The organism is Streptomyces sp. 142MFCol3.1 (assembly GCF_000424945.1).
GTDB lineage: Bacteria > Actinomycetota > Actinomycetes > Streptomycetales > Streptomycetaceae > Streptomyces > Streptomyces siamensis.
On sequence record NZ_AUKV01000015.1, the window covers coordinates 108,372 to 132,138 of the forward strand.

General features: G+C 70.5%; 27 protein-coding genes. 24 read left to right on the forward strand and 3 right to left on the reverse strand.

What is annotated here, in order from left to right:
* The first annotated feature begins 22 nt into the window (after nucleotides 1–22).
* The 18 genes from proS to H305_RS0123010 all read left to right on the forward strand — a co-directional run bounded on the left by proS (nucleotide 23) and on the right by H305_RS0123010 (nucleotide 14,970).
* The gene (proS, locus tag H305_RS0122925; protein ID WP_028802447.1) at nucleotides 23–1,438 is read left to right on the forward strand and encodes a proline--tRNA ligase; all 1,416 of its coding nucleotides are present in this window, start codon (nucleotides 23–25) and stop codon (nucleotides 1,436–1,438) included.
* A 250-nt stretch (nucleotides 1,439–1,688) separates the two neighbouring features.
* On the forward strand, nucleotides 1,689–2,285 hold the full coding sequence (locus H305_RS0122930) for a hypothetical protein (protein ID WP_028802448.1): 597 nt from the start codon (nucleotides 1,689–1,691) through the stop codon (nucleotides 2,283–2,285).
* A gap of 296 nt (nucleotides 2,286–2,581) precedes the next feature.
* Nucleotides 2,582–3,001 carry a 30S ribosomal protein S16 gene (gene rpsP, locus H305_RS0122935; RefSeq protein WP_028802449.1) on the forward strand — a complete coding sequence of 140 codons (420 nt, stop codon included), beginning with the start codon at nucleotides 2,582–2,584 and terminating at the stop codon, nucleotides 2,999–3,001.
* Nucleotides 3,002–3,003: 2 nt separating this feature from the next.
* Complete coding sequence (locus H305_RS0122940) at nucleotides 3,004–3,243, forward strand: RNA-binding protein (protein WP_003973401.1); 240 nt, start codon at nucleotides 3,004–3,006, stop codon at nucleotides 3,241–3,243.
* Nucleotides 3,244–3,327: 84 nt separating this feature from the next.
* A complete protein-coding gene (gene rimM, locus H305_RS0122945) occupies nucleotides 3,328–3,870 on the forward strand; it encodes a ribosome maturation factor RimM (protein WP_028802450.1) in 543 nt (180 codons plus the stop codon).
* Nucleotides 3,870–4,691 carry a tRNA (guanosine(37)-N1)-methyltransferase TrmD gene (trmD, locus tag H305_RS0122950; RefSeq protein WP_028802451.1) on the forward strand — a complete coding sequence of 274 codons (822 nt, stop codon included), beginning with the start codon at nucleotides 3,870–3,872 and terminating at the stop codon, nucleotides 4,689–4,691. Before rimM ends, trmD begins: the two co-directional genes overlap by 1 nt.
* A gap of 132 nt (nucleotides 4,692–4,823) precedes the next feature.
* The gene (gene rplS / locus H305_RS0122955; RefSeq protein WP_028802452.1) at nucleotides 4,824–5,174 is read left to right on the forward strand and encodes a 50S ribosomal protein L19; all 351 of its coding nucleotides are present in this window, start codon (nucleotides 4,824–4,826) and stop codon (nucleotides 5,172–5,174) included.
* Between the two features lie 83 nt (nucleotides 5,175–5,257).
* The gene (lepB, locus tag H305_RS0122960) at nucleotides 5,258–5,974 is read left to right on the forward strand and encodes a signal peptidase I (protein ID WP_028802453.1); all 717 of its coding nucleotides are present in this window, start codon (nucleotides 5,258–5,260) and stop codon (nucleotides 5,972–5,974) included.
* A complete protein-coding gene (gene lepB, locus H305_RS0122965; RefSeq protein ID WP_028802454.1) occupies nucleotides 5,967–7,058 on the forward strand; it encodes a signal peptidase I in 1,092 nt (363 codons plus the stop codon). The genes lepB (H305_RS0122960) and lepB (H305_RS0122965) overlap by 8 nt, the downstream gene beginning before the upstream one ends.
* Nucleotides 6,943–7,887 carry a signal peptidase I gene (gene lepB / locus H305_RS46800; protein WP_107440080.1) on the forward strand — a complete coding sequence of 315 codons (945 nt, stop codon included), beginning with the start codon at nucleotides 6,943–6,945 and terminating at the stop codon, nucleotides 7,885–7,887. The genes lepB (H305_RS0122965) and lepB (H305_RS46800) overlap by 116 nt, the downstream gene beginning before the upstream one ends.
* A gap of 256 nt (nucleotides 7,888–8,143) precedes the next feature.
* Complete coding sequence (gene lepB / locus H305_RS0122975) at nucleotides 8,144–8,917, forward strand: signal peptidase I (protein WP_028802455.1); 774 nt, start codon at nucleotides 8,144–8,146, stop codon at nucleotides 8,915–8,917.
* A gap of 94 nt (nucleotides 8,918–9,011) precedes the next feature.
* Nucleotides 9,012–9,488 carry an NUDIX hydrolase gene (locus H305_RS0122980; protein ID WP_028802456.1) on the forward strand — a complete coding sequence of 159 codons (477 nt, stop codon included), beginning with the start codon at nucleotides 9,012–9,014 and terminating at the stop codon, nucleotides 9,486–9,488.
* A 55-nt stretch (nucleotides 9,489–9,543) separates the two neighbouring features.
* Nucleotides 9,544–9,852, forward strand: coding sequence for a DUF2469 domain-containing protein (locus H305_RS0122985; protein ID WP_003965949.1), 309 nt, complete (start codon nucleotides 9,544–9,546; stop codon nucleotides 9,850–9,852).
* Between the two features lie 165 nt (nucleotides 9,853–10,017).
* On the forward strand, nucleotides 10,018–10,389 hold the full coding sequence (locus H305_RS0122990) for a YraN family protein (RefSeq protein ID WP_028802457.1): 372 nt from the start codon (nucleotides 10,018–10,020) through the stop codon (nucleotides 10,387–10,389).
* A complete protein-coding gene (locus H305_RS0122995; RefSeq protein ID WP_028802458.1) occupies nucleotides 10,389–12,014 on the forward strand; it encodes a YifB family Mg chelatase-like AAA ATPase in 1,626 nt (541 codons plus the stop codon). The genes H305_RS0122990 and H305_RS0122995 overlap by 1 nt, the downstream gene beginning before the upstream one ends.
* Nucleotides 12,011–13,156, forward strand: coding sequence for a DNA-processing protein DprA (gene dprA / locus H305_RS0123000; RefSeq protein WP_028802459.1), 1,146 nt, complete (start codon nucleotides 12,011–12,013; stop codon nucleotides 13,154–13,156). The genes H305_RS0122995 and dprA overlap by 4 nt, the downstream gene beginning before the upstream one ends.
* A 273-nt stretch (nucleotides 13,157–13,429) precedes the next feature.
* The gene (gene whiG, locus H305_RS0123005; protein ID WP_028802460.1) at nucleotides 13,430–14,272 is read left to right on the forward strand and encodes an RNA polymerase sigma factor WhiG; all 843 of its coding nucleotides are present in this window, start codon (nucleotides 13,430–13,432) and stop codon (nucleotides 14,270–14,272) included.
* 140 nt (nucleotides 14,273–14,412) lie between these two features.
* Complete coding sequence (locus H305_RS0123010) at nucleotides 14,413–14,970, forward strand: TetR/AcrR family transcriptional regulator (protein ID WP_028802461.1); 558 nt, start codon at nucleotides 14,413–14,415, stop codon at nucleotides 14,968–14,970.
* A gap of 158 nt (nucleotides 14,971–15,128) precedes the next feature.
* Here the strand turns inward: H305_RS0123010 and H305_RS49490 are convergent, their stop codons facing one another.
* A complete protein-coding gene (locus tag H305_RS49490; protein ID WP_051370858.1) occupies nucleotides 15,129–15,596 on the reverse strand; it encodes a M23 family metallopeptidase in 468 nt (155 codons plus the stop codon).
* Between the two features lie 615 nt (nucleotides 15,597–16,211).
* Between H305_RS49490 and rpsB the strand changes: the two genes are divergently transcribed.
* The 5 genes from rpsB (at nucleotide 16,212) to H305_RS0123040 (ending at nucleotide 20,907) form a co-directional block, all read left to right on the forward strand.
* Entirely contained in the window at nucleotides 16,212–17,126 is a 915-nt protein-coding gene (gene rpsB / locus H305_RS0123020; protein WP_028802462.1) for a 30S ribosomal protein S2, read from the forward strand.
* Between the two features lie 96 nt (nucleotides 17,127–17,222).
* The gene (tsf, locus tag H305_RS0123025; protein WP_028802463.1) at nucleotides 17,223–18,059 is read left to right on the forward strand and encodes a translation elongation factor Ts; all 837 of its coding nucleotides are present in this window, start codon (nucleotides 17,223–17,225) and stop codon (nucleotides 18,057–18,059) included.
* 191 nt (nucleotides 18,060–18,250) lie between these two features.
* On the forward strand, nucleotides 18,251–19,021 hold the full coding sequence (gene pyrH / locus H305_RS0123030) for a UMP kinase (RefSeq protein WP_028802464.1): 771 nt from the start codon (nucleotides 18,251–18,253) through the stop codon (nucleotides 19,019–19,021).
* Nucleotides 19,022–19,210: 189 nt separating this feature from the next.
* Nucleotides 19,211–19,768 (forward strand): ribosome recycling factor, encoded by a 558-nt coding sequence (gene frr / locus H305_RS0123035; protein ID WP_028802465.1) that lies wholly within the window; start codon nucleotides 19,211–19,213, stop codon nucleotides 19,766–19,768.
* Complete coding sequence (locus H305_RS0123040; RefSeq protein ID WP_078629192.1) at nucleotides 19,768–20,907, forward strand: phosphatidate cytidylyltransferase; 1,140 nt, start codon at nucleotides 19,768–19,770, stop codon at nucleotides 20,905–20,907. Before frr ends, H305_RS0123040 begins: the two co-directional genes overlap by 1 nt.
* Nucleotides 20,908–21,263: 356 nt before the next feature.
* Here the strand turns inward: H305_RS0123040 and H305_RS0123045 are convergent, their stop codons facing one another.
* Both H305_RS0123045 and H305_RS0123050 read right to left on the reverse strand, forming a co-directional pair.
* Nucleotides 21,264–22,004, reverse strand: a complete 741-nt coding sequence (locus H305_RS0123045) for a hypothetical protein (protein ID WP_028802467.1) — start codon at nucleotides 22,002–22,004, stop codon at nucleotides 21,264–21,266.
* 110 nt (nucleotides 22,005–22,114) lie between these two features.
* The gene (locus H305_RS0123050) at nucleotides 22,115–22,453 is read right to left on the reverse strand and encodes a DUF6233 domain-containing protein (protein WP_028802468.1); all 339 of its coding nucleotides are present in this window, start codon (nucleotides 22,451–22,453) and stop codon (nucleotides 22,115–22,117) included.
* Between the two features lie 373 nt (nucleotides 22,454–22,826).
* Between H305_RS0123050 and H305_RS0123055 the strand changes: the two genes are divergently transcribed.
* Entirely contained in the window at nucleotides 22,827–23,402 is a 576-nt protein-coding gene (locus tag H305_RS0123055) for a hypothetical protein (protein WP_158690563.1), read from the forward strand.
* Nucleotides 23,403–23,767 lie beyond the last annotated feature (365 nt).

Genomic DNA, 23,767 nt, shown 5'->3' on the forward strand with positions numbered 1-23,767 from the left:
CGTGGGCCCGTACGATCGCCGCATGGCAAAGGCACCCGTTCTCACGCCCCGGGCGGACGACTTCCCCCGCTGGTACCAGGACCTGATCAACAAGGCCGAGCTGGCCGACAACGGCCCGGTGCGCGGCACCATGGTCATCCGGCCGTACGGGTACGGGCTGTGGGAACGGATGCAGCAGGAGATGGACGCCCGCATCAAGGAAGCGGGTGCCTCGAACGCGTACTTCCCGCTCTTCATCCCGCAGTCGTACCTGACGAAGGAGGCCGAGCACGTCGAGGGCTTCGCCCCGGAGCTCGCTGTCGTCACGCACGGCGGCGGCAAGGAGCTGGAGGAGCCGGTCGTCGTCCGCCCCACCTCCGAGACGATCATCAACGACTACTTCTCCAAGTGGGTGCAGAGCTACCGCGACCTGCCGCTGCTGATCAACCAGTGGGCCAACGTGGTGCGTTGGGAGATGCGCCCGCGCGTGTTCCTCCGTACGACTGAATTCCTCTGGCAGGAGGGCCACACCGCCCACGCCACCTACGAGGACGCCCGGGACTACGCCGCGTACATCCACCGCGAGGTGTACGCCGACTTCATGGTGAACGTCCTCGGCATCGACGTCGTCCTCGGCCGGAAGACGGCGAGCGAGCGGTTCGCCGGCGCCATCAACACCCTCACGCTCGAAGGGATGATGGGCGACGGCAAGGCCCTCCAGATGGGCACCAGCCACGAGCTCGGCCAGAACTTCGCCAAGGCGTTCAACACCCAGTACCTGTCCAAGGAGGGCAAGCAGGAGCTCGTCTGGCAGACCTCCTGGGGGTCCTCGACCCGCATGGTGGGTGGCCTGATCATGTCGCACGGCGATGACAACGGGTTGCGGGTGCCCCCGCGGCTCGCCCCCGTGCAGGCCGTCGTCCTCGCGATCAAGGGGGACGAGGCGGTTCTGGCCAAGGTCCGCGAGATCGGCGACCGGCTCAAGGCGGCGGGCGTACGCGTCCAGGTGGACGACCGCACGGACACCCCCTTCGGCCGCCGCGCCGTCGACTGGGAACTCAAGGGCGTACCCGTCCGCATCGAGGTCGGGCCCCGTGACCTGGAGAACGGCACCGCGATGCTCGCCCGCCGCATCCCCGGCGGCAAGGAGCCGGTCGCCATCGACGCCCTGACTGGTCTGCTCCCCACGGTCCTCGAAGAGGACCAGGCGCTGCTGCTGAGGCAGTCGCGCGAGCGCCGCGAGTCCCGCACGTCGGACGTGACGACTGCCGAGGAGGCCGTCGAGGCGGCCGCCGCGGGCGGCTGGGCCCGCCTCCCCTGGGCCGACCTCGGCGAAGAGGGTGAGGCCAAGCTCGCCGAGCACTCCGTGACCGTACGGTGTCTGGTCGCCGAGGACGGGTCGGTGCCCGATGCCGACGACGCACCGGGTAACGTCGCCGTCGTGGCGCGCGCTTACTGAGTAGGTCCCAGGCCGACCGAAAGGCCTCTTGCGCATCTGCTGACTCCAGGTGCCCCGGCGCGCCGACCCCGTCTACGCGCCGGGGCGTACGTGCCTCTACGTACCGCCTTGGTACGAGCTGTGAGGCTTCTCCGCAGATCAGCGCACCCGCCCTCGTCAGGACACATCAGCGGCAACTGACGGGTACGTGCAAATTATTTGGGATGCCCCGGAATAGGAACACAGAGGCACCCCGGCTCGTTGTCACGACGTGAGCACGACACCACCTGTTCTCGCCGCAGAGCTGGCAGGGGCGTGGGCCGACATTCAGCGGCACCACCCCGAGCTGCCCGATCTTGCCGCGCCAGAGTCCCTGATCGGGGAGTCGTCGTCCGCCTGCGGGCACGAACTCTCCTTCGAACGACTGCTTCACGAAGCAGTCCACGGCATCGCCGCCGCCCGCGGAGTCCGCGACACCTCGCGCGCCGGCCGATATCACAACCGCAGGTTCCTCGCGATCGCCGAGGAGTTGGGTCTCGACCACCCCGAGGAACCGCATCCCAGCAGCGGCTTCTCCCTGGTCACGCTCAACCCCGAGGCGAAGCGCCGGTACCGCCCGACCATCGAGCGGCTCCAGCGCGCGCTGAAGGCGCACTCGGCCGCGACCGCCGCCGACAGCGCACGGTCGTTCCGCGGTCCGGCCGCGCGCCACGGCTCCTCCGGAGGAGGCGTCCGCGTCAAGGCCGTGTGCGACTGCGGCCGCAATGTGCGCGTCGTCCCGTCGGTGCTGGCCCAGGCGCCGATCGTGTGCGGAGGGTGCGGCAAGCCCTTCCGGATCCCCGAAGTGGTGGGCGCGGCGGCGTCCTGAGAGCACGGCTGCTCGTGGCAGCCGTGCTCAGCCATCCAGGACGGCGGCACCATCGGGCGCCGGGCGGCGTGACGGGCGCCCGGGGGCCGGCGCCGGGTGCCTATGAGCCATGGCCGCGCGCACCCCGCGGGTGAAGGCGACCCGCCGGGATGTGGCACAATGGCTAGCTGTACTCGACAGCCGCACAGGACCCCTCTCTCCTCCGGCTGACGCGTCCATCGGGCACTCGGGTACCGCAACCCCACGCGGCCATCTCGCCGTGCCCAACCACGTCAAGACCAGGAGACACCACTTCCGTGGCAGTCAAGATCAAGCTGAAGCGTCTGGGCAAGATCCGTTCGCCTCACTACCGCATCGTCGTCGCCGACTCCCGTACCCGCCGTGACGGCCGGGCCATCGAGGAGATCGGTCTGTACCACCCGGTGCAGAACCCCTCGCGCATCGAGGTCGACTCGGACCGCGCGCAGTACTGGCTGGGTGTCGGCGCGCAGCCGACCGAGCCCGTGCTCGCCATCCTGAAGCTGACCGGCGACTGGCAGAAGTTCAAGGGCCTGCCGGCCCCGGCTCCGCTGCTCGTCGCCGAGCCGAAGGCCACGCGCCCGTCCTTCGACGCCCTGGGCGGCGAGGACGAGGGCAAGGGTGAGGCCATCACCCAGAAGAAGAAGGCTGAGAAGAAGGACGAGGCCAAGGCCGAGTCCGAGTCGACCGAGGCCTGAGCATGCTCGAGGAGGCTCTCGAGCACCTCGTGAAGGGCATCGTCGACAACCCCGACGATGTGCAGGTCGCCTCGCGCAACCTGCGCCGCGGGCGCGTACTCGAGGTCCGGGTGCACCCCGACGACCTCGGCAAGGTGATCGGCCGCAACGGCCGCACCGCGCGCGCTCTGCGCACCGTCGTGGGCGCCATCGGCGGCCGCGGAGTTCGCGTCGACCTCGTCGACGTGGACCACGTCCGCTGACGTAACAGGCAGCACCGGCTCGGGCCGGGGAGGGCTTACGAGCCTTTCCCGGCCCGTAGTCGTATCGACAGGAGATCAAGCACAGTGCAGCTGGTAGTCGCTCGCGTCGGCCGCGCCCACGGCATCAAGGGCGAGGTCACCGTGGAGGTGCGTACGGACGAGCCGGAACTCAGGCTCGGACCGGGCGCCGTCCTGCTCACCGACCCGGCCTCCGCCGGACCGCTGACCATCGAGACGGGCCGCGTCCACAGCGGCCGTCTCCTGCTGCGCTTCGAAGGCGTACGGGACCGGAACGCCGCCGAGGCGCTGCGCAACACCCTGCTCATCGCCGACGTCGATCCGGAGGAGACGCCGGAGGACCCCGAGGAGTACTACGATCACCAGCTGATCGACCTGGACGTGGTCACCGCGGACGGCGCCGAGGTCGGGCGGATCACGGAGATCTCGCACCTGCCCTCGCAGGACCTGTTCGTGGTCGAGCGGCCGGACGGGACCGAGGTCATGATCCCGTTCGTCGAGGAGATCGTCACCGACATCGACCTCACGGAGCAGCGGGCCGTCATCGACCCGCCGCCGGGACTGATCGACGACCGCGCCGAGATCGCCTCCACCAGGGACGAGGCGTAATGCGGCTCGACGTCGTCACGATCTTCCCCGAGTACCTGGAACCCCTGAACGTCTCGCTGGTCGGCAAGGCACGCGCGCGTGGACAGCTGAACGTGCACGTGCACGATCTGCGGGAGTGGACGTACGACCGGCACAACACCGTCGACGACACCCCGTACGGCGGCGGTCCCGGCATGGTCATGAAGACCGAGCCCTGGGGCGACGCGCTGGACTCCGTCCTGGCCGACGGCTATGAGACGGGCTCCCACGGACCCGCCCTGGTGGTCCCCACGCCCAGCGGACGCCCCTTCACCCAGGAGCTCGCCGTCGAGCTCTCCGAATGCCCCTGGCTGGTCTTCACCCCCGCCCGCTACGAGGGCATCGACCGCCGGGTCATCGACGAGTACGCCACCCGGATGCCCGTCCACGAGGTGTCCATCGGCGACTACGTGCTCGCCGGCGGCGAGGCGGCCGTCCTGGTCGTCACCGAGGCCGTGGCGCGACTGCTGCCCGGTGTCCTCGGCAACGCCGAGTCCCACCGCGACGACTCCTTCGCCCCGGGCGCCATGGCCAACCTCCTGGAGGGCCCGGTGTACACCAAGCCTCCGGCCTGGCGCGGCCGCGAGATCCCGGAGGTGCTGCTCAGCGGCCACCACGGGAAGATCGCCCGCTGGCGCCGCGACGAGGCGCTGCGCCGTACGACGGCCAACCGTCCCGACCTGATCGAGCGCTGCGACCCCGCCGTCTTCGACAAGAAGGACCGCGAGATGCTCTCGATCCTCGGCTGGCAGCCGGGCCCCGACGGCCGATTTTGGCGCACGCCCGAGGCCGTGGAAGAATAGACCGCTGCTGTACGTCGTCCGGCGCGCGCCCCTGCCACAGGGGGACACGACGCTCGCCCCGGCGCGGCAGCGACTTCCGGAAAACCTATCTCCCGTTGATGACCTGTGGCATCAGCGAAGAAAGCAGACGAAATGTCTCACCTGCTCGACTCCGTCGACAGCGCGTCGCTGCGCAGCGACATCCCGGCCTTCCGCCCGGGTGACACCGTCAACGTCCACGTGCGCGTCATCGAGGGCAACCGCTCCCGTGTGCAGCAGTTCAAGGGCGTAGTCATCCGTCGCCAGGGCGCCGGTGTCCGCGAGACCTTCACGGTCCGCAAGGTCTCGTTCTCCGTCGGCGTCGAGCGCACCTTCCCGGTGCACACCCCGATCGTCGAGAAGATCGAGCTCGTCACCCGCGGTGACGTGCGTCGCGCGAAGCTGTACTACCTGCGTGACCTGCGCGGCAAGGCGGCGAAGATCAAGGAGAAGCGCGAGAACTGATCTCGCGCCGCCGCACGGGGAAACCGCTGGTGAACCCGTCGGCGCGAAGGTGTCACAGCGGGGCCGGATAACATCTGGCTCCGATGGACACCGAAGCACAGCACGTGGAGCGCGACCGCTCCTCCCGCCCTTCCGGATCCGAGGAGATCTTGGACGCAGAGGGGCCGGAGGGACGGTCGCGTTTCGCATGGGTGGACCGCGTCGCCGACTGGCTCCCGGGCGGGCGGATCACCTTGACCGTACTGGCCTGCCTGGCCTTTCTGCTCCTCGTGAGCCGCTTCGTGATGCAGCCCTTCGAGATTCCCAGCGGCTCGATGGAGTCCGGATTGAGGATCGGGGACCGCGTTCTCGTAAATAAGTTGGCGTACCGTTTCGGTGCCGAGCCGCGACGGGGCGATGTCGTCGTGTTCGACGGCACCGGCTACTTCGGAGACGCCGACTACATCAAGCGCGTGGTCGGTGCGGGGGGAGACCATGTGGTCTGCTGCGACAAGGACGGGAGGCTCGAAGTGAACGGCCAGTCGGTGGACGAGTCGGCGTTCGTGCATCACGGGGACAGCCCGTCCGACGTTCCCTTCGACGTCGTCGTGCCCGACGGCACCCTCTTCGTCCTCGGTGACCACCGCAGCGACTCCAGCGACTCCCGCGACCACCTGGGCTCCCCCGGCGGCGGCATGGTCCCCGTCGACGACGTCATCGGCCGGGCCGACTGGGTCGCCTGGCCCGCCGGTCATTGGACGCGGCTGACGCGCCCCGACGCCTACGCGCGCGTGCCCGCCGCGGACGGTGCCCATGGGTAACCGCGGCAAACCGCGCGGCGTGCCGACCAGCGCCGCCGAGAACCTGCTGCCCACCGGCACCCGGCGGGCCTCCGGCGGCGTCGCGCGCACCGGACGCGCCGAGCGACGCAAGCTCCAGCGCAAGGTCAAGCGGCGCAGGCGCCGCTCGGCCATCAAGGAGATACCTCTCCTCGTCGGCGTCGCCGTCCTCATAGCGCTCGTGCTCAAGACCTTCCTCGTGCAGGCCTTCGTGATCCCGTCGGGCTCCATGGAGAACACGATCCAGATCGGTGACCGCGTCCTGGTCGACAAGCTCACCCCGTGGTTCGGTTCCGAGCCCCGGCGCGGTGACGTCGTGGTCTTCAAGGACCCCGGAGGCTGGCTCACCGCCGAGGAGACCAAGAAGAAGGACGACCCCGTCGTCGTCAAACAGGTCAAGGAGGGGCTCACCTTCATCGGTCTGCTTCCCTCCGACAACGAGAAGGACCTGATCAAGCGTGTCGTCGGGGTCGGCGGCGACACGGTCAAGTGCTGCGACGCACAGGGCCGGGTCACCGTCAACGGCACCCCGCTCAGCGAGCCCTACATCCATGCCGACAACAAGCCGTCGGACTTCGCCTTCGAGGTGAAGGTGCCCCAGGGACGCCTGTTCGTCATGGGCGACCACCGCGCCAACTCCGCCGACTCCCGTTACCATCGCTCCGACAAGTTCAGCGGCACCGTCTCCCTGAAGTCGGTCGTCGGCCGCGCCAGGTACATCGCGTGGCCCCTCGGACACTGGACCAGCCTGGAGGAGCCGGGCACGTACGCGTCCGTGGCCGACGCGCCTGGAGGGTCGACCTCCGTTCTCGCTCAGTCGCATAGGGTGGCCCCTGCGGATCCAGACGGATTGACCCCGCTCCCGACCCCTGCGGAACTCCCGCTCGTTATGGGAGTGGTGGGCCTGCGCCGAATACGGCGTGGGCGGCGGCACGGAGTGAGGAGTGGATGTGGGGGATGTGGCGGTCGGCGCACGGTCCGGACAAGACGGTCCCGAAGGGAAGCCGGAGCGGTCCGACGATTCGGCTTCCCCGGCCGTAGAGGACGCGTCGAATCCCGGGAGTGACGCCGAGGACGGTGGAGCCGCGGCCGAGCGGGACGCGAAGTCGAAGAAGCAGCGCTCCTTCTGGAAGGAGCTGCCGATCCTCATCGGCATCGCCCTGGTCCTCGCGCTGCTCATCAAGACCTTCCTGGTGCAGGCGTTCTCGATCCCCTCGGACTCGATGCAGAACACGCTTCAGCAGGGTGACCGCGTCCTGGTCGACAAGCTGACCCCGTGGTTCGGTTCCGAGCCGGAGCGCGGCGAGGTCGTCGTCTTCCACGACCCCGACAACTGGCTCGCGGGTGAGCCCACGGCGAACCCGAACGCTCTGCAGACGGTGCTCAGTTGGATCGGCCTGATGCCGTCGGCCGAGGAGAAGGACCTCATCAAGCGCGTCATCGGCGTCGGGGGCGACACCGTCGAGTGCAAGGGCTCCGGCCCGCTGACCGTCAACGGCAAGGCGCTGAACGAGGAGTCGTACGTCTACCCGGGCAACACCCCGTGCAGCGTCGACGAGGACGGCGGCCAGTTCAAGGTCAAGGTGCCCAAGGGCATGATCTGGGTGATGGGTGACCACCGCCAGAACTCGAAGGACTCGCGCTACAACCAGATGGACAAGCACCACGGCATGGTCCCCGTCGACAAGGTCGTCGGGCGCGCCATCGTGAAGGCCTGGCCCATCAACCGCTGGGGCACCCTGCCCGTTCCGGACACCTTCGACCAGGACGGTCTGAGCGGCCGGGCCGCCGCGGCCGTGACCTCACCCGACGCCGTGGCGCTGGTCGGAGCCGTACCGCTGGTGCTGCTCGGGCGGCGTCGCAAGGCGTCCGAGCGGAAGACGGACGCGTCCTAGCAGGGGCGCAGCGGCCGGCAATGGTGCGTCCCGGGGCGTCTCAGCCGGTGTGGACGTGTCCCGGAGGTGTCGCGGCCGGTGCGGACCGGTCTCGGGAGGCTTTGGGACGACGCACCCGAGGGCAGCGAAAGGCTGTTTCGCTGCGCGGGCGGACGGACGGCACGACCCGAGTCCGCCCGCGTGGTCCCGGAGCCGGTGATCGTGATCCCCGGCCTGGGCTGACCGCGGACCGTACCCCCGGGTAAGGTGCGGACCCATGGGTGGCGAGAGCACGACGCGTACGGCCCCGCGCAGCGGTGGCACAGACAAGGGCCCGGCGGGCGGCCGGACCGGACAGGTGCTGTCCGGACTGGCTGTCGCGCTGGGCATTGTGCTGTTCCTCGGAGGGTTCGCCTGGGGGGCGGTGGTCTATCGGCCGTACACCGTGCCCACCAGTTCGATGACGCCGACGATCGACGCGGGCGACCGCGTGCTGGCACAGCGGGTCGACGGGGGCGAGGTCAAGCGCGGCGACGTCGTCGTCTTCAAGCAGTCGACGTGGGGCGACGTGCCCATGGTCAAGCGCGTGGTCGCCGTCGGCGGCGACAAGGTCGCCTGCTGCACCGACGGCAAGCTCACCGTCAACGGCAAGCAGATCGACGAGTCGTATCTGCCCAAGGGGTCGGCGGCCGAGCTGACGAAGATCCCGACGGTCACGGTCCCGGACGGCAATCTCTTCCTGCTCGGTGACGAGCGCAGCGGCTCCCTGGACTCCACCGCCCACCTGACCGACGCCGCCAACGGCACCGTGCCGCGCAAGGCCGTCAAGGGACGTGTCGACGCCGTCGTGTGGCCGATGAACGGCATGCTGGAGCGGCCGGCCGGCTTCGAGCCCCTGGGCAGCCTCTCCGAGCCGGGGCCCCTGCGGCTGATCGTCTCGGCGGTGATCGCCGGCGCGGTGCTCGTCCTGGGCGGCGCGGCCTACGGCCCGATCGCCAACCGGGCGCGCCGGCGGGCCGGGGCCCGCACGGAGCTCGCCGGTGCCCGCTGAGGTGCCGTACGACGCGAGTGGCGAGCACGGGCAGGACCCCTCGACCGCCGGCGCCCCCTCACCCGCCGTCGCCGACGAGGAGTACCGGGGCGGGCTGCGGAAGGTGGCCCGCGTGGTGCTGCTCGACCCCGAGGAACGCATTCTGCTGCTGCACGGGCACGAGCCAGGTGACCCCGCCGACGACTGGTGGTTCACCCCCGGCGGCGGCCTGGAGGGCGACGAGACCCGGGAGCAGGCCGCCGTCCGCGAGCTCGCGGAGGAGACCGGCATCACCGAGGTCGAACTGGGCCCGGTGCTGTGGCGGCGCATGTGCTCGTTCCCGTTCGCGGGCCGCCGCTGGGACCAGGACGAGTGGTACTACCTGGCCCGTACGACCCAGACGGTGACGGCGGCCGCCGGTCTGACGGAGCTGGAACGGCGCAGCGTCGCCGGAGCGCGCTGGTGGACGTGCCAGGAACTGACCGAGGCACATGAGACGGTGTATCCGACCAGGCTCGCCGAGCTGCTGCACAGGCTGCTCGACGAGGGTCCCCCGGCCACGCCCGAGGTCCTCGACACGGAAATCGTCTAGGGGCCCGCGGGGCTGGCGCACAATAGGGGGACGCACGGCTGAAGGGGAACATGCCATGAGCGCCGAGGACCTCGAGAAGTACGAGACCGAGATGGAGCTGAAGCTCTATCGGGAGTACCGCGATGTCGTCGGTCTGTTCAAATATGTGATCGAGACCGAACGGCGCTTCTACCTCACCAATGACTACGAGATGCAGGTGCACTCGGTCCAGGGAGAGGTTTTCTTCGAGGTGTCCATGGCGGACGCCTGGGTGTGGGACATGTACCGACCCGCACGCTTCGTGAAGCAGGTCCGCGTCCTCACGTTCAAGGACGTGAACATCGAGGAGCTCAACAAGAGCGACCTGGAGCTTCCGGGCGGCTGATGACGGGGCGCCGGCACGCTGGAAGCCGTCGGCGGTCACCCCTTGGAGTGACGTGGGGCGGTCGCCCCCGCGGGTGACGGAGTTTTCCACAATCGCACGTTCGTCCACCAAGATCCACAAGCGGGGCGGGACGGCCGCAGTGTTGGCGCCGGAGGTGGTGCCGACATGAACTCGTCCCAGGCACGCAATGCACTCGGCAGGTACGGAGAGGACCTCGCCGCCCGCCGGTTGACCGAGGCCGGCATAACGGTCCTGGCGCGCAACTGGCGCTGCGGCAGGACCGGAGAGATCGACATCGTGGCCCGTGACGGCGACGCGCTGGTGATCTGCGAGGTCAAGACCCGCAAGGCGGGCTCCTTCGAGCACCCGATGGCGGCCGTCACACCGGCCAAGGCCCAGCGCCTGCGGGGCCTCGCCGAACGCTGGGTCCAGGAACACGGAGGGGCGCCCCCCGGCGGCGTCCGCATCGATCTGATCGGCGTCGTCCTGCCCGGCCGCGGCGCGCCCGCCGTCGAGCACGCGCGGGGAGTGGCCTGATGGGATTCGCGCGTACGTGTGCGGTGGCACTGGTGGGCGTCGAGGGCGTCGTGGTCGAGGTCCAGGCCGACCTGGAGCCAGGCGTCGCGGCCTTCACCCTGGTCGGCCTTCCCGACAAGAGTCTCACCGAGAGCCGCGACCGGGTCCGGGCGGCGGTGGTCAACTCGGGCGCCGACTGGCCGCAGAAGAAGCTCACGGTGGGCCTGAGCCCGGCGTCCGTCCCCAAGGCCGGATCGGGCTTCGACGTCGCCGTCGCCTGCGCGGTGCTCGGCGCCGCCGAACGGATCGACCCACGGGTGCTCGCCGACATCGTGATGATCGGCGAACTGGGCCTGGACGGCCGGGTCCGGCCGGTGCGCGGTGTCCTGCCCGCCGTCCTTGCGGCGGCGGACGCGGGATACGAGCAGGTGGTGGTGCCGGAGTGCGCCGCCGCCGAGGCCGCGCTCGTCCCCGGGGTCTCGGTGCTCGGGGTCCGCAGCCTGCGCCAGCTGATCGCGGCCCTCACCGACGAACCGATGCCCGAGGAGGACCCGGACGAGCAGGGCCGCCCCGATCCGCTGCTGGCCGGACTGCGCGTACCCGGCACGGGGGAGGCCACCGGTCTGTACGGCACCACCCTCCCCGACCACGACCAGGGGCACGATCTCGCGGACGTCGTCGGCCAGCTGTCGGCGCGCACCGCGATGGAGGTGGCCGCGGCGGGCGGACACCACGTCTTCCTGCAGGGACCACCCGGCGCGGGCAAGACCATGCTCGCCGAGCGCATGCCGTCCCTCCTGCCGGCCCTGAACCGTCAGGAGTCCCTGGAGGTGACGGCGATCCACTCGGTCGCGGGCCTGCTGCCGCCCGGCAAACCCATGGTGGACATCCCGCCCTACTGCGCACCGCACCACTCGGCGACGATGCAGTCGCTCGTCGGCGGCGGCAGGGGCCTGGCACGACCCGGCGCCGTGTCGCTGTCGCATCGCGGCGTGCTCTTCCTCGACGAGGCGCCCGAGTTCAGCGGCTTCGTCCTCGACGCCCTCCGCCAGCCCCTGGAGGCGGGGCACGTCGTGATCGCGCGCAGCGCCGGGGTCGTGCGGTTCCCGGCGAAGTTCCTGATGGTGCTGGCGGCCAACCCCTGCCCGTGCGGACGCTTCAGCGCGATGAACGACTGCTGCGAATGCCCGCCCTCCGCCATCCGCCGCTACCAGTCCCGGCTCTCCGGACCCCTGCTCGACCGGGTCGACCTGAGGGTCGAGGTCGAGCCGGTCACCCGCTCGGAGCTGACGGCGCTCGGCGCCCGGGGCGAGTCGACGCGCACGGTGGCCGACCGGGTGCGAGCCGCCCGCGACCGGGCCGCCGGCCGTCTGTCCGGCACGCCGTGGCACACCAACGCCGAAATGCCCGGACGCGAGCTGCGCAGCCGCTGGCAGGCGCTACCCGGGGCGATGGACGAGGCGGAGCGCGGACTGGAGCGCGGCCTGCTGACCGCGCGCGGCCTGGACCGTGTGCTCCGCGTCGCGTGGACCGTAGCGGACCTGTCGGGGCACGACCGGCCCGACGCCGGTGACGTCGCCCTGGCGCTCCAGTTGCGCACCGGCGTCCCGCGCGGGGTGCCGATGACGATCGGCTCGCCGGCATGAGCGACGAGGCGCGTATGGCCCGCGTCGCCCTCGCCCGCATCATCGAACCGGGCGACGAGGTGGGCGGACGATGGCTGCGCGAGTTCGGGCCCGTGGAGGTGGCCCGGCGGCTGCTCGAAGGGGGCAGACCGCTGCCGGGGGTGACCGGGAAGCGATGGGCGGGACTGCGGGGACGGGCCGGGCGGGTGCGCCCCGAGCAGGACCTCAGCCAGGCCCGGGCCGCCGGGGTGAGGTACATCTGCCCCGGCGAGCCCGAATGGCCCGCGCAGCTCGACGACCTGGGCGATGCCCGGCCCACGGGCCTGTGGGTGCGCGGGAGCCCCAGCCTGCGGATGTGGGCGCTGCGCTCCGTCGCCGTCGTCGGCGCCCGGGCCTGCACCGAGTACGGCGCCCACATGGCCGCCTGCCTCGGCGCGGGCCTCGCGGAGCGGGGCTGGGTGGTGGTCTCCGGCGGCGCCTACGGCGTGGACGGCGCCGCGCACCGGGGAGCACTCGGGGCGGGCGGAGCCACCATCGCCGTGCTGGCCTGCGGCGTCGACCGGCCCTACCCGCGCGGACACGCCACCCTGATCACGAGAATCGCGGAACAGGGCCTCGTGGTGGGGGAGTTGCCACCCGGCGACCATCCGACACAGAGCAGATTCCTCCTGCGCAACCGTGTCATCGCCGCGCTCACCAGGGGCACGGTGGTCGTCGAGGCGGCGTATCGCAGCGGCGCACTGGTCACGGCCCGTGCGGCGCAGCGCCTCGGACGGTTCACCATGGGGGTGCCGGGCCCGGCCACGAGCGGAGCGTCGGCCGGAGTGCACGAACTGCTGCGCGGCGACGCGGTCCTCGTCTCCGACGCCGCTGACGTCGTGGAGCTGGTGGGTGACATCGGCGAGCTGGCCCCGGACCGGCGCGGGCCCGTGCTGCCACGAGATCTGCTGGACCCGGGCGCCGGACGCGTCCTGGCGGCGCTGCCGGCGCGCGGCCGGGCCGGGGTCGAGGAGATCGCCCGGGGCGCGGCGACCACGCCGGACGACGCGCTCGGGAGGCTGTACGAACTCCGAGCACTTGGTTTCGTCGAACGACACGGCGACGGCTGGAAGTTGACACGCCAGGCGATGATCCTCGTCCATGAAGATCGCCGAGGCTGCTGACCGAGCGTGTTCGGCCGTCCGGGCTAACGCCGACAGCCTTGGGATTTCCCGCAGTTGGCGTCTCGCGACAGTCACGCAGGGCGACCACCGTCACGCGGGGGCGGGTCACGTCAAGTGACTCCGCGTGAGGGTGATCCCCCTTCCTTCGCGCACTGCGACACCTCAGTCACGCTACGCTCACGAGGATTCCGGCTCAGACAGACGATTCTCGACACCAGACCGACAGGTCACTCAGGCAGCCCCAGTTCACGGCAGAACGGCACAAGGCGACGAATGCCCCAGCACACCTCCGGGTCCGACCGGGCGGCGATCCCGCCAGCCGCTCGCGACGGCGGCAGCGTGCGCCCGCCCGCTCCCGCGACACTCGACGAGTTGTGGCGGTCGTACAAGGCGACGGGTGACGACCGGCTGCGGGAGCAGTTGATCCTGCACTACTCACCGCTGGTGAAGTACGTCGCGGGTCGGGTGAGCGTCGGACTGCCCGCCAATGTCGAACAGGCGGACTTCGTCTCGTCGGGGGTGTTCGGGCTGATCGACGCGATCGAGAAGTTCGACATCGAGCGGGAGATCAAGTTCGAGACGTACGCGATCACCCGGATCCGTGGCGCGATGATCGACGAGCTGCGGGCGCTGGACTGGATCCCGCGCTCGGTGCGGCAGAAGGCCCGCAATGTGGAGCGGGCCTACGCGACGCTGGAGGCACGCCTGCGCCGCACCCCGTCGGAGGGCGAGGTGGCCTCCGAGATGGGCATCGCGGTGGAGGAACTGCACGCGGTGTTCAGCCAGTTGTCCCTGGCGAACGTGGTGGCCCTGGAGGAGTTGCTGCACGTCGGCGGCGAAGGCGGTGAACGCCTGAGTCTGATGGACACGCTGGAGGACACAGCGGCCGACAATCCGGTCGAGGTGGCCGAGGACCGAGAGCTGCGCAGATTCCTCGCGCGGGCCATCAATACGCTGCCCGACCGGGAGAAGACCGTGGTCACGCTCTACTACTACGAAGGACTCACACTCGCGGAGATCGGCAACGTGCTCGGGGTCACCGAGAGCAGAGTGAGCCAGATCCACACCAAGTCGGTGCTTCAGCTGCGGGCGAAGCTGGCGAGTTTCGGCCGCTGACGGGTGGCGGGAGCACGTCGAATCGTCCCTGCCCCGCCGGTGTCGGGGCCCCGCCACCACCGCCGGGTGGGCGGAGTGGCTGCCGTCCGGGGCGGTCCGTCCGTACAGTGGTTGACGTGCCAAGGATTCGAGCGGCCTCCGTGGCCGAGCACCGGTCGATGCAGCGAGCCGCCCTGCTGGACGCGGCGCGGTCCCTGCTGTCCGAAGGTGGGACGGAGGCGCTGACCTTCCCTGCCCTCGCCGAACGCACGGGACTCGCGAGATCGTCCGTCTACGAGTACTTCCGCTCCCGCGCGGCCGTCGTCGAGGAGCTGTGCGAGGTCGACTTCCCCGTGTGGGCGGCCGAGGTGTCCGCCGCGATGGAGCGGGCGGACACCCCCGAGAACAAGGTCGAGGCCTACGTCCGCCAGCAGCTCGCTCTGGTCGGCGACCGGCGGCACCGCGCCGTGGTCGCCATCTCCGCGAGCGAGCTCGACGCCGGAGCGCGGGAGAAGATCCGCGCAGCTCACGGCGGCCTGGTCGCGATGATCGTCGAGGCGCTCGGCGACATGGGACACGCGGAACCACGGCTGGCCGCGATGCTCCTCCAGGGGGTGGTCGACGCCGCCGTGCGCCGCATCGAGCTGGGCGCCGCGGAGGAACCCGGCGCGATCACCGACGCGGCCGTTTCCATGGTTCTGCGGGGCGTGCGGGGCTGAGCCCGGCGCCTGCCGGCGGAGGCGACGCCGGGAGTCGTGGCGCGCTGAGGCGATGCTGGGACCGGTGGCGCGCTGAGGCGACGCCGGGGCCGTTGGCGTGCGGAGGCGGTGCTGGGACCGGTGGCGCCGCGTGGACTCGACGCCGGGACCCGTCTCCCTCACGCGGCGGGTGTCCGCGGCACCCCCGCCACCGGCAGCAGGCGTGACGGGCCCGCGCGCAGCAGCCAGGGCGGGAGCAGCGACAGCGGGTCCAGATACGTACTGCCTCTCAGCAGGCCCCAGTGCAGGCACGACCTGGCACAGTGCGAGCCGCCGCCTTCGACAGTGCCGAGCAGGTCGCCTGCCGCGACCTCGTCGCCCTTGCGCACGGACGCGAGCACCGGCTCGTACGTCGTCCGCAGCGGCGGAGTGCCCGTGCCCGGCAGTTCGACGGAGACCACACCTCGGCCCGCGACCCGGCCCGCGAAGGACACCCGGCCCGCGGCGACGGCACGGACCGGCACCCCCGGGGCCGCCCCGAGGTCCACGCCGCGATGGCCCCGGGAGTACCTCGTCGCCGGCGGCTCCCAGCCCCGTACGACCGGAGGGCGCGTGCCCACGGGCCAGGCGCGGCCGACCTTCGGCACCGGGTCGGCGGCAGAAGCGTCTCCCGGATCCGAGCCGGAGTTCGAGGCCGAGACCGAGACCGAGACCGAGACCGAGACCGAGGTCGGGTCTTGGCCCGGGTCTCGATCAGGACGCGACTCCTGATCCGGCCGCGACTCCTGATCCGGGCCCGGGACTTGGCCCGGGGCTGAGTCCGGCACGCGGTCCCGGTCCCGGTCCGGGGCCGAGGCAGTGGACACGGCCGGCGCCGGGGGCGCGGGGCCGTTGGCCCGGGCGGGGGCCGACGGGCCCGCTGCGCCCAGGGCGGTCGCCACCAGGCCCAGCAACAGCCCGAGCCGCGTACGCACACATCGTTTCGCTCGCATGCCGCCACCGTGCCGCAACCAGCCGACCAGGGCCGGGATCTGTGGAGTACCGGCCGGTTGTGGACAGCGGCGTCACCCGGCGCCTCTCGGGTCCCGTACACTTCTGATGGCGATCCGGGTCACCGGGTCGACTTCGCACGCCCCGACACCTGGTCGTCAGCGACCGGTGTCAGCGCCTCTCGGTCCCTTGTGGCAAGGCGCATCGCGGGCGTCAGGCGCGCGTGCCGTCCGGCACACGCGGCACAACCGAGAACACCAAGGAGAACGGCCATGGCCGTCGTCACGATGCGGGAGCTGCTGGAGAGCGGCGTCCACTTCGGTCACCAGACCCGTCGCTGGAACCCGAAGATGAAGCGCTTCATCTTCACCGAGCGCAACGGCATCTACATCATCGACCTGCTCCAGTCGCTGTCGTACATCGACCGCGCCTACGAGTTCGTCAAGGAGACCGTCGCCCACGGCGGCACGGTCATGTTCGTCGGCACGAAGAAGCAGGCGCAGGAGGCCATCGCCGAGCAGGCCACCCGCGTCGGCATGCCGTACGTCAACCAGCGCTGGCTGGGCGGCATGCTCACCAACTTCTCCACCGTCTACAAGCGTCTGCAGCGCCTCAAGGAGCTCGAGCAGATCGACTTCGAGGACGTCGCCGCTTCCGGTCTCACCAAGAAGGAGCTTCTCGTGCTCTCGCGCGAGAAGGCCAAGCTGGAGAAGACCCTCGGTGGTATCCGCGAGATGCAGAAGGTGCCCAGCGCCGTCTGGATCGTGGACACCAAGAAGGAGCACATCGCGGTCGGCGAGGCCCGGAAGCTCAACATCCCGGTCGTCGCCATCCTCGACACCAACTGTGACCCCGACGAGGTCGACTACAAGATCCCGGGCAACGACGACGCGATCCGCTCCGTCACCCTGCTCACCCGTGTGATCGCCGACGCCGTCGCCGAGGGCCTCATCGCCCGCTCCGGCGCCGGCAAGGCCGAGGGTGACAAGGCCGCGGGCGAGCCGCTCGCCGCGTGGGAGCGCGACCTGCTCGAGGGCGAGAAGAAGGCCGACGAGGCCGAGGTCCAGACCTCCGCCGAGACGGAGAAGGTCGCCGACGCCGAGCAGGCCGACGCTCCGGCCGCCGAGGCCGAGGCTGTCGAGGCCCCCGCCGCCGAGGCTCCGGCCGCGGACGCCGAGCAGGCCTGACCCCTCACCCCTTCGGGTTTGTGAACGGCGGGGGCCCACGAAGCCCCCGCCGTTCACCCCGTAGATCTTCAGACTCCGAGAGAGATTCCAGGAATCATGGCGAACTACACCGCCGCTGACGTCAAGAAGCTCCGTGAGCTCACCGGCGCCGGCATGATGGACTGCAAGAAGGCCCTGGACGAGGCCGACGGCAACGTCGACAAGGCCGTCGAGGCGCTGCGCATCAAGGGCCAGAAGGGCGTCGCCAAGCGCGAGGGCCGCTCCGCCGAGAACGGCGCTGTGGTTTCCGTCATCGCTGACGACAACACCTCCGGTGTCCTGGTCGAGCTGAAGTGCGAGACGGACTTCGTCGCCAAGGGCGAGAAGTTCCAGGCCGTCGCCAACCAGATCGCGCAGCACGTCGCCGCGACCTCCCCGGCCGACCTCGACGCGCTCCTCGGCTCCGAGATCGAGTCCGGCAAGACGGTTCAGGCGTTCGTCGACGAGGCCAACGCCAACCTGGGCGAGAAGATCGTCCTGGACCGCTTCGCCCAGTTCTCCGGCGCCTACGTCTCGTCGTACATGCACCGCACCATGCCCGACCTGCCCCCGCAGATCGGTGTCCTGGTCGAGCTGGACAAGGCCGACGCCGACCTCGCCAAGGGCATTGCGCAGCACATCGCCGCCTTCGCGCCGAAGTACCTCTCCCGTGAGGACGTCCCGGCCGAGGTCGTCGAGTCCGAGCGCCGCGTCGCCGAGGAGACCACCCGCGCCGAGGGCAAGCCCGAGGCCGCCCTCCCGAAGATCGTCGAGGGTCGCGTCAACGCCTTCTTCAAGGAGGCCACCCTGCTGGGCCAGCCCTACGCGCTGGACCAGAAGAAGTCCGTCCAGCAGATCCTGGACGAGGCCGGTGTCGCCCTGAAGCGCTTCTCGCGCATCAAGGTCGGCATCTGAGTCCGTACCGCGATCGACGCGCGACCCCGATAGGGTCGACAGCAGTCGTCCCGGTGCGCCGGCACCCACGCGTGCGTGCCGGACGACAGCAGATCTGACGAGGAGGCCATTGCCGAGCATGGGATGCGAACGACACCCCACCGGCAATGGCCTTCTTCGTATGTGCGACACGTAAAAGAGGCGAGATCTCCATGACCACCACCCAGGCCGACAAGGGCGAGAAGACCGACGACAGCAAAGGCGCGGGACGCTTTCTGCTGAAGCTTTCCGGTGAGGCGTTCGCCGGTGGCGGCGGGCTGGGCGTCGACCCCGACGTGGTGCACAAGATCGCCCGCGAGATCGCGGCCGTCGTGCGCGGCGGCGCCCAGATCGCCGTCGTCATCGGCGGCGGCAACTTCTTCCGCGGCGCCGAACTCCAGCAGCGCGGCATGGACCGGGCCCGCTCCGACTACATGGGCATGCTCGGCACCGTCATGAACTGCCTCGCCCTCCAGGACTTCCTGGAGAAGGAGGGCATCGACAGCCGCGTGCAGACCGCCATCACCATGGGGCAGGTCGCCGAGCCGTACATCCCGCTGCGCGCCGTGCGCCACCTGGAGAAGGGCCGCGTCGTCATCTTCGGCGCCGGTATGGGCATGCCGTACTTCTCCACCGACACCACCGCCGCACAGCGCGCCCTGGAGATCGACGCCGAGGCGCTGCTGATGGGCAAGAACGGTGTGGACGGGGTCTACGACTCCGACCCCAAGACCAACCCCGAGGCAGTCAAGTTCGACTCGCTCAGCTACGGCGAGGTCATCACCCGTGACCTCAAGGTCGCCGACATGACGGCCATCACGCTGTGCCGGGACAACAAGCTGCCCATCCTGGTCTTCGAGCTCCTGGCCGAGGGCAATATCGCGCGGGCCGTCAAGGGTGAGAAGATCGGCACACTCGTGGGCGACCAGAGCGGCCGGGCCTGACGGGGACCGTCCCGGACGGGGAACCGGCCCCGGGACGGGGACGGACCCCGGCCGAGGACGGACCCTGACCGGGGGATGGACAATGTCCTGCCGGTCCGGAACCGTGCAGGAATAAGACGCGACGCAGCCGGCCGCCGACCCGATGAGGAAACAGCTGCCGGGCCTACTCAAGACACGCAGGAGCAAGTGGTGATCGAAGAGACCCTCCTCGAAGCCGAGGAGAAGATGGAGAAGGCCGTCGTGGTCGCCAAGGAGGACTTCGCCGCGATCCGCACCGGCCGTGCGCACCCGGCGATGTTCAACAAGATCGTGGCCGACTACTACGGCGCACTGACGCCGATCAACCAGCTGGCCTCGTTCGCGGTGCCCGAGCCGCGCATGGCCGTGGTGACCCCGTTCGACAAGAGCGCGCTGCGCAATATCGAGCAGGCGATCCGCGACTCCGACCTGGGCGTCAACCCCAGCAACGACGGCAGCATCATCCGGGTGGTGTTCCCCGAGCTGACCGAGGAGCGCCGCAAGGACTACATCAAGGTCGCCAAGACCAAGGGCGAGGACGCCAAGGTCTCGATTCGTTCCGTGCGCCGCAAGGCCAAGGACGCCATCGACAAGCTGATCAAGGACGGCGAGGTCGGCGAGGACGAGGGCCGTCGTGCGGAGAAGGAGCTCGACGACACCACCGCGAAGTACGTCGCACAGGTGGACGAGCTCCTGAAGCACAAGGAAGCGGAGCTGCTCGAGGTCTGATGAACGACTCTTCCTGGGGAGCACCGCCACAAGCCGGGTACTGGGGGCCGTCCGAGCAGGGGCCTGCCCAGGGGGCAGGTCCGGCGGGTCCCACGTACGATGCGCATGACGCGCAGCAGACTCGCCCCATGCCCATCGTGCCCGACGAACCCGCACACGGCGGAGACCAGGATGACGACCCGGGGGCCGCTCGGCTGAGTGGCCCCCTGTTCCGCGACGACCCATCGTCGGCGGTGCCCCTCGGGGAGCCGCCGCGCCGCCCGCAGAGCCCGCAGGAGCCCATGCCCAGCGCCGCCCCCCAGCCCGCCCCCGCACCACAGAAGAAGAGTGCGGGACGCGACCTGGGCGCGGCCATAGGTGTGGGCGTCGGGCTCGGCGTCGTGATCGTCTCGTCGTTGTTCATCGTCAAGGCCGTCTTCGTCGGCGTGGTGGCGGTCGCCGTGGTGGTGGGGCTGTGGGAACTCACCTCGCGGCTCGATGAGCGCAAGGGCATCAAGGCGCCGCTCGTTCCGCTGGCGCTCGGCGGGGCGGCCATGGTCGTCGCCGGTTACGTCCGCGGCGCCGAGGGTGCCTGGGTGGCGATGGCGCTCACCGCGCTGGCCGTCCTGGTCTGGCGGATGACGGAACCGCCCGAGGGCTACCTGAAGGACGTCACGGCGGGGGTCTTCGCGGCTTTCTACGTGCCGTTCCTGGCCACGTTCGTGACCATGATGCTGACCGCCGACGACGGGCCGCGCCGCGTCCTGACGTTCCTGCTCCTGACGGTCGTCAGTGACACGGGCGCGTACGCGATCGGCTGGCGCTTCGGCAAGAACAAGCTGGCGCCGCGCATCAGCCCCGGGAAGACCCGCGAGGGCCTGTTCGGAGCGGTCACCTTCGCGATGGCGGCCGGCGCGCTGTGCATGCAGTTCCTGATCGACGGCGGCAGCTGGTGGCAGGGTCTGGTCCTCGGCCTCGCGGTCGCGGCCAGCGCCACCCTCGGCGACCTCGGCGAGTCCATGATCAAGCGGGACCTGGGCATCAAGGACATGGGCACGCTGCTGCCGGGGCACGGCGGCATCATGGACCGGCTGGACTCCCTGCTGCCGACGGCTCCGGTGGTCTGGTTGCTCCTGGTGATATTCGTGGGCTCCGGCTGACCCCCACATCCGTCAGCGGCCTGCTGTTTTGAGGGCGTGGGCCCGCCGTTCCACGGAACGGCGGGCCCTTTGCGTGCCGTGCCGTGTGCTGCCGCCGTGCCGAGTTGTGCGCCGCCGCGAACGGTGCCTGCCGGCTCGCGGCCAACCCGCCGTGACGGCCCGCCTCCCCACCGGCCGAGGCCGTTGCGAGGTGAGCGTCGAACGCGGCGGCTGATCGCCCCGGCCGCCACGAACGGGGGGCGCATGCCACGGCCACGGTGCTCGCCGCGGCGGTTGTCGGTCCCGGCCCCAGCGATCGATGGGGTGGCCGTCCGCCAGGGCCGCCGCGTTCCGGCGGCCGCACGTGAGTCCCGCCGTCAGCAGTGGCAGAGCAGATCGACGACGACGGCCTCGGCCTGCAGGTCGTCGAGGTACGCGTTGGCCCGCTCCCAGTAGCCGTCACTCTGCCCGTCCGACCACGTGCCGTCGAGGGCGAGCAGGGCGAAGCCGGGCACGGCGCACCGGACCGCCGCCCGCCGGGCTTCCTCGTGCTCCTGCGCGAAGTACGCGATCGGATCGTTCAGCAGGAACGACATGTCGAAGTGCGGGTCGCCGGCGACGGCCCGCTGTGCCACCTCCTGCACCAGCGGCTGCGCAAGGTGGTCCTTCTTGGCGTCCTCACGGGAGTAGCCGTCGGGGTCGGAGTCGTGGCGGGCGACGAAGTGGGACAGCGGCTGGGCCTCGGGGTGCCGCGCGGTCAGTTCGTCCCAGGCGGCGAGCAGCGCGTCGTACCTGTGCGCCGACCGTCGCCGCATCGCGTCGAAGTCGAGCATTCCTCGTGGCCCGCCGGAGCACTCCAGCGGTCCGAGCGGATCGAGGTCGGCCTTCCTGCGGGGGACGGTGGAGGCCGTGAAGAGCCTGCGGTCGCCGTCGTTGGCCGGCAGGACGAGGTACGGGGTCCTCGCATCGGAGCGGATCGTCCACCAGTCCCACTCGCCGACCGGATTCCACTCGTCGGTGAGGTTGATGTCGTAGGGCGCCATGGCGGTGGCTATCGCTTCCGGAAGCTTCCGTGGCTTGGTCGGTGGCAGGCACACCGTGGCGATGAACTTGGTCATACGCGGGATCGTAGAGCCGGGGCATTCCCCGAGGTCGTGCGCCCCGCGACGCCCGCGGTCGGCCCCGCGCCGCCGCGGTGCGCGGCGGTGTACGGCGGTGCCGGCCCGGCTCAGTCGAGGACCCCGAGCTCGCTGTCCGGCCGGCAGTGCGAGCAGGCGTCGACCCCCTTGGTGAGGGCCCGCAGCGCATGGTCGCGCGGGATGCCGCGTACGCGCTTGCCGGCCATGTGGCAGCCGCCCACGTGCACCGCGACCGGCGGCCTCTCGCTGCCGATGCCCACTTCGAGCAGCCAGTCGGGCACCGGTGGCCGTGCCTGCCGGCCGCGGTCCCGCTCCACCTCGAGCCGCTCGATGTCGGCGATGCGTCGCTGTACCCGGGTGAGCGAGAGGATCAGCCAGGTCTCCAGCGTGCGGAGCCTAGGCAGGTCGGGCGGCAGGTCATCGTGCACGTGTTCGATTCTATGACCGCATCGGGTCGGGGGCACTCCTCGCCCCCGAGGGCGGTGGGCGCTGGTCTTTGTGGCCGAGCGGACGATGACGGCCGCGGTCGAAGCCGCGGCGCGCTCCACCTCGACGCCCGAACCACGCCCGCTCCACGGTGTGTGGGCCGAAGGCGGACGGGGGTGGGAGCCGGGGAAGGTGGTGGCCCGAGGCGAGAAGGCACCGGTACGCCGCGCGTGAACACCGAGCCCGTAGGGCCACTAGTCCGACTCGTTGATATATGGGCGTGTTACCCCGAACGTGCCAAATGATCCCGTGTGGCCAGTTCAAGCTCGCATCGGATGTAGGAGACATCCGAAACGCTTGACACAAGGAGCACACATGAGTCCTGAGCACAGGACACCTACGCCGTCCGGGCCCCCGCTGCGAGGCAAGCGCAGGAAGATCGGCGGGCTCGCCACAACCGCGCTGCTGGTGGCGATCGGACTGGTCACCCCCGCCGCCGCCATCGCGCACAACATGACCGGCCACGCGTCCGCCGCCGACGGTAAGTGCGACAGGCCTGGCATGGGGGCGCTGGACAAGTGCAGGGGGCCGAGGCCGCCGACCCCGACGCCGACCCCGCCCCCGCCGACGGGCTGCGACGACATCGACTCAGCGGTTCAAGGGATGACCAAGTACGTCTCGGCGGTCTGTAACGGGCAGGTGCGGGTCCTGTCCGTCAATGAGGCTGGTCCGAATCCGCCGACCCCTGTCGCCAACGGAAGCAACGTCTTCTGGCAGCTGGTGGGAGGCCCGACCAACGTATTCGACGCCACGCTGGCTACATTCGATGATGGCCTCCTGGTCACCGAGCTGACGTCAACAGGAGAGGTGTGGCAGGGGGTGTGCACCTCGACGCTGCCGCTCACGGTGCCGTGCACCTTCACGCAGATGCCCACGCCACCGAACACGTAAGAACCTGCTCGCGGCGATCGTGCGGCCGGTCGGAAGCATGCGGCGTCCGCTCACTACCGTGGCGACGTCGGCCGGCCGGGCGACACCGGGCCCCTGGCGTGCCCGTTCGACAGGCACGCCAGGGGGGCACGGGGAGCGGCCCGCCCCTGAACCCCGGAGGCCTCGTGCTTGCCGGACGGGACGACGGCGGTCGACGCGCTTGCCGATCGCCGTGGAGATGCGCCGGCGAGCATGTCTGGTGGAAGTGGTCCGACCGGCCGGATGAGCCCGTCGAGACCTGCTCGGCGCCGCAGCTGTTTCGCTGATCTCCCTCGCATCCACGACTACGGACGGTGGTAGCAGTCGACGACCGTGCATCGCTCGGG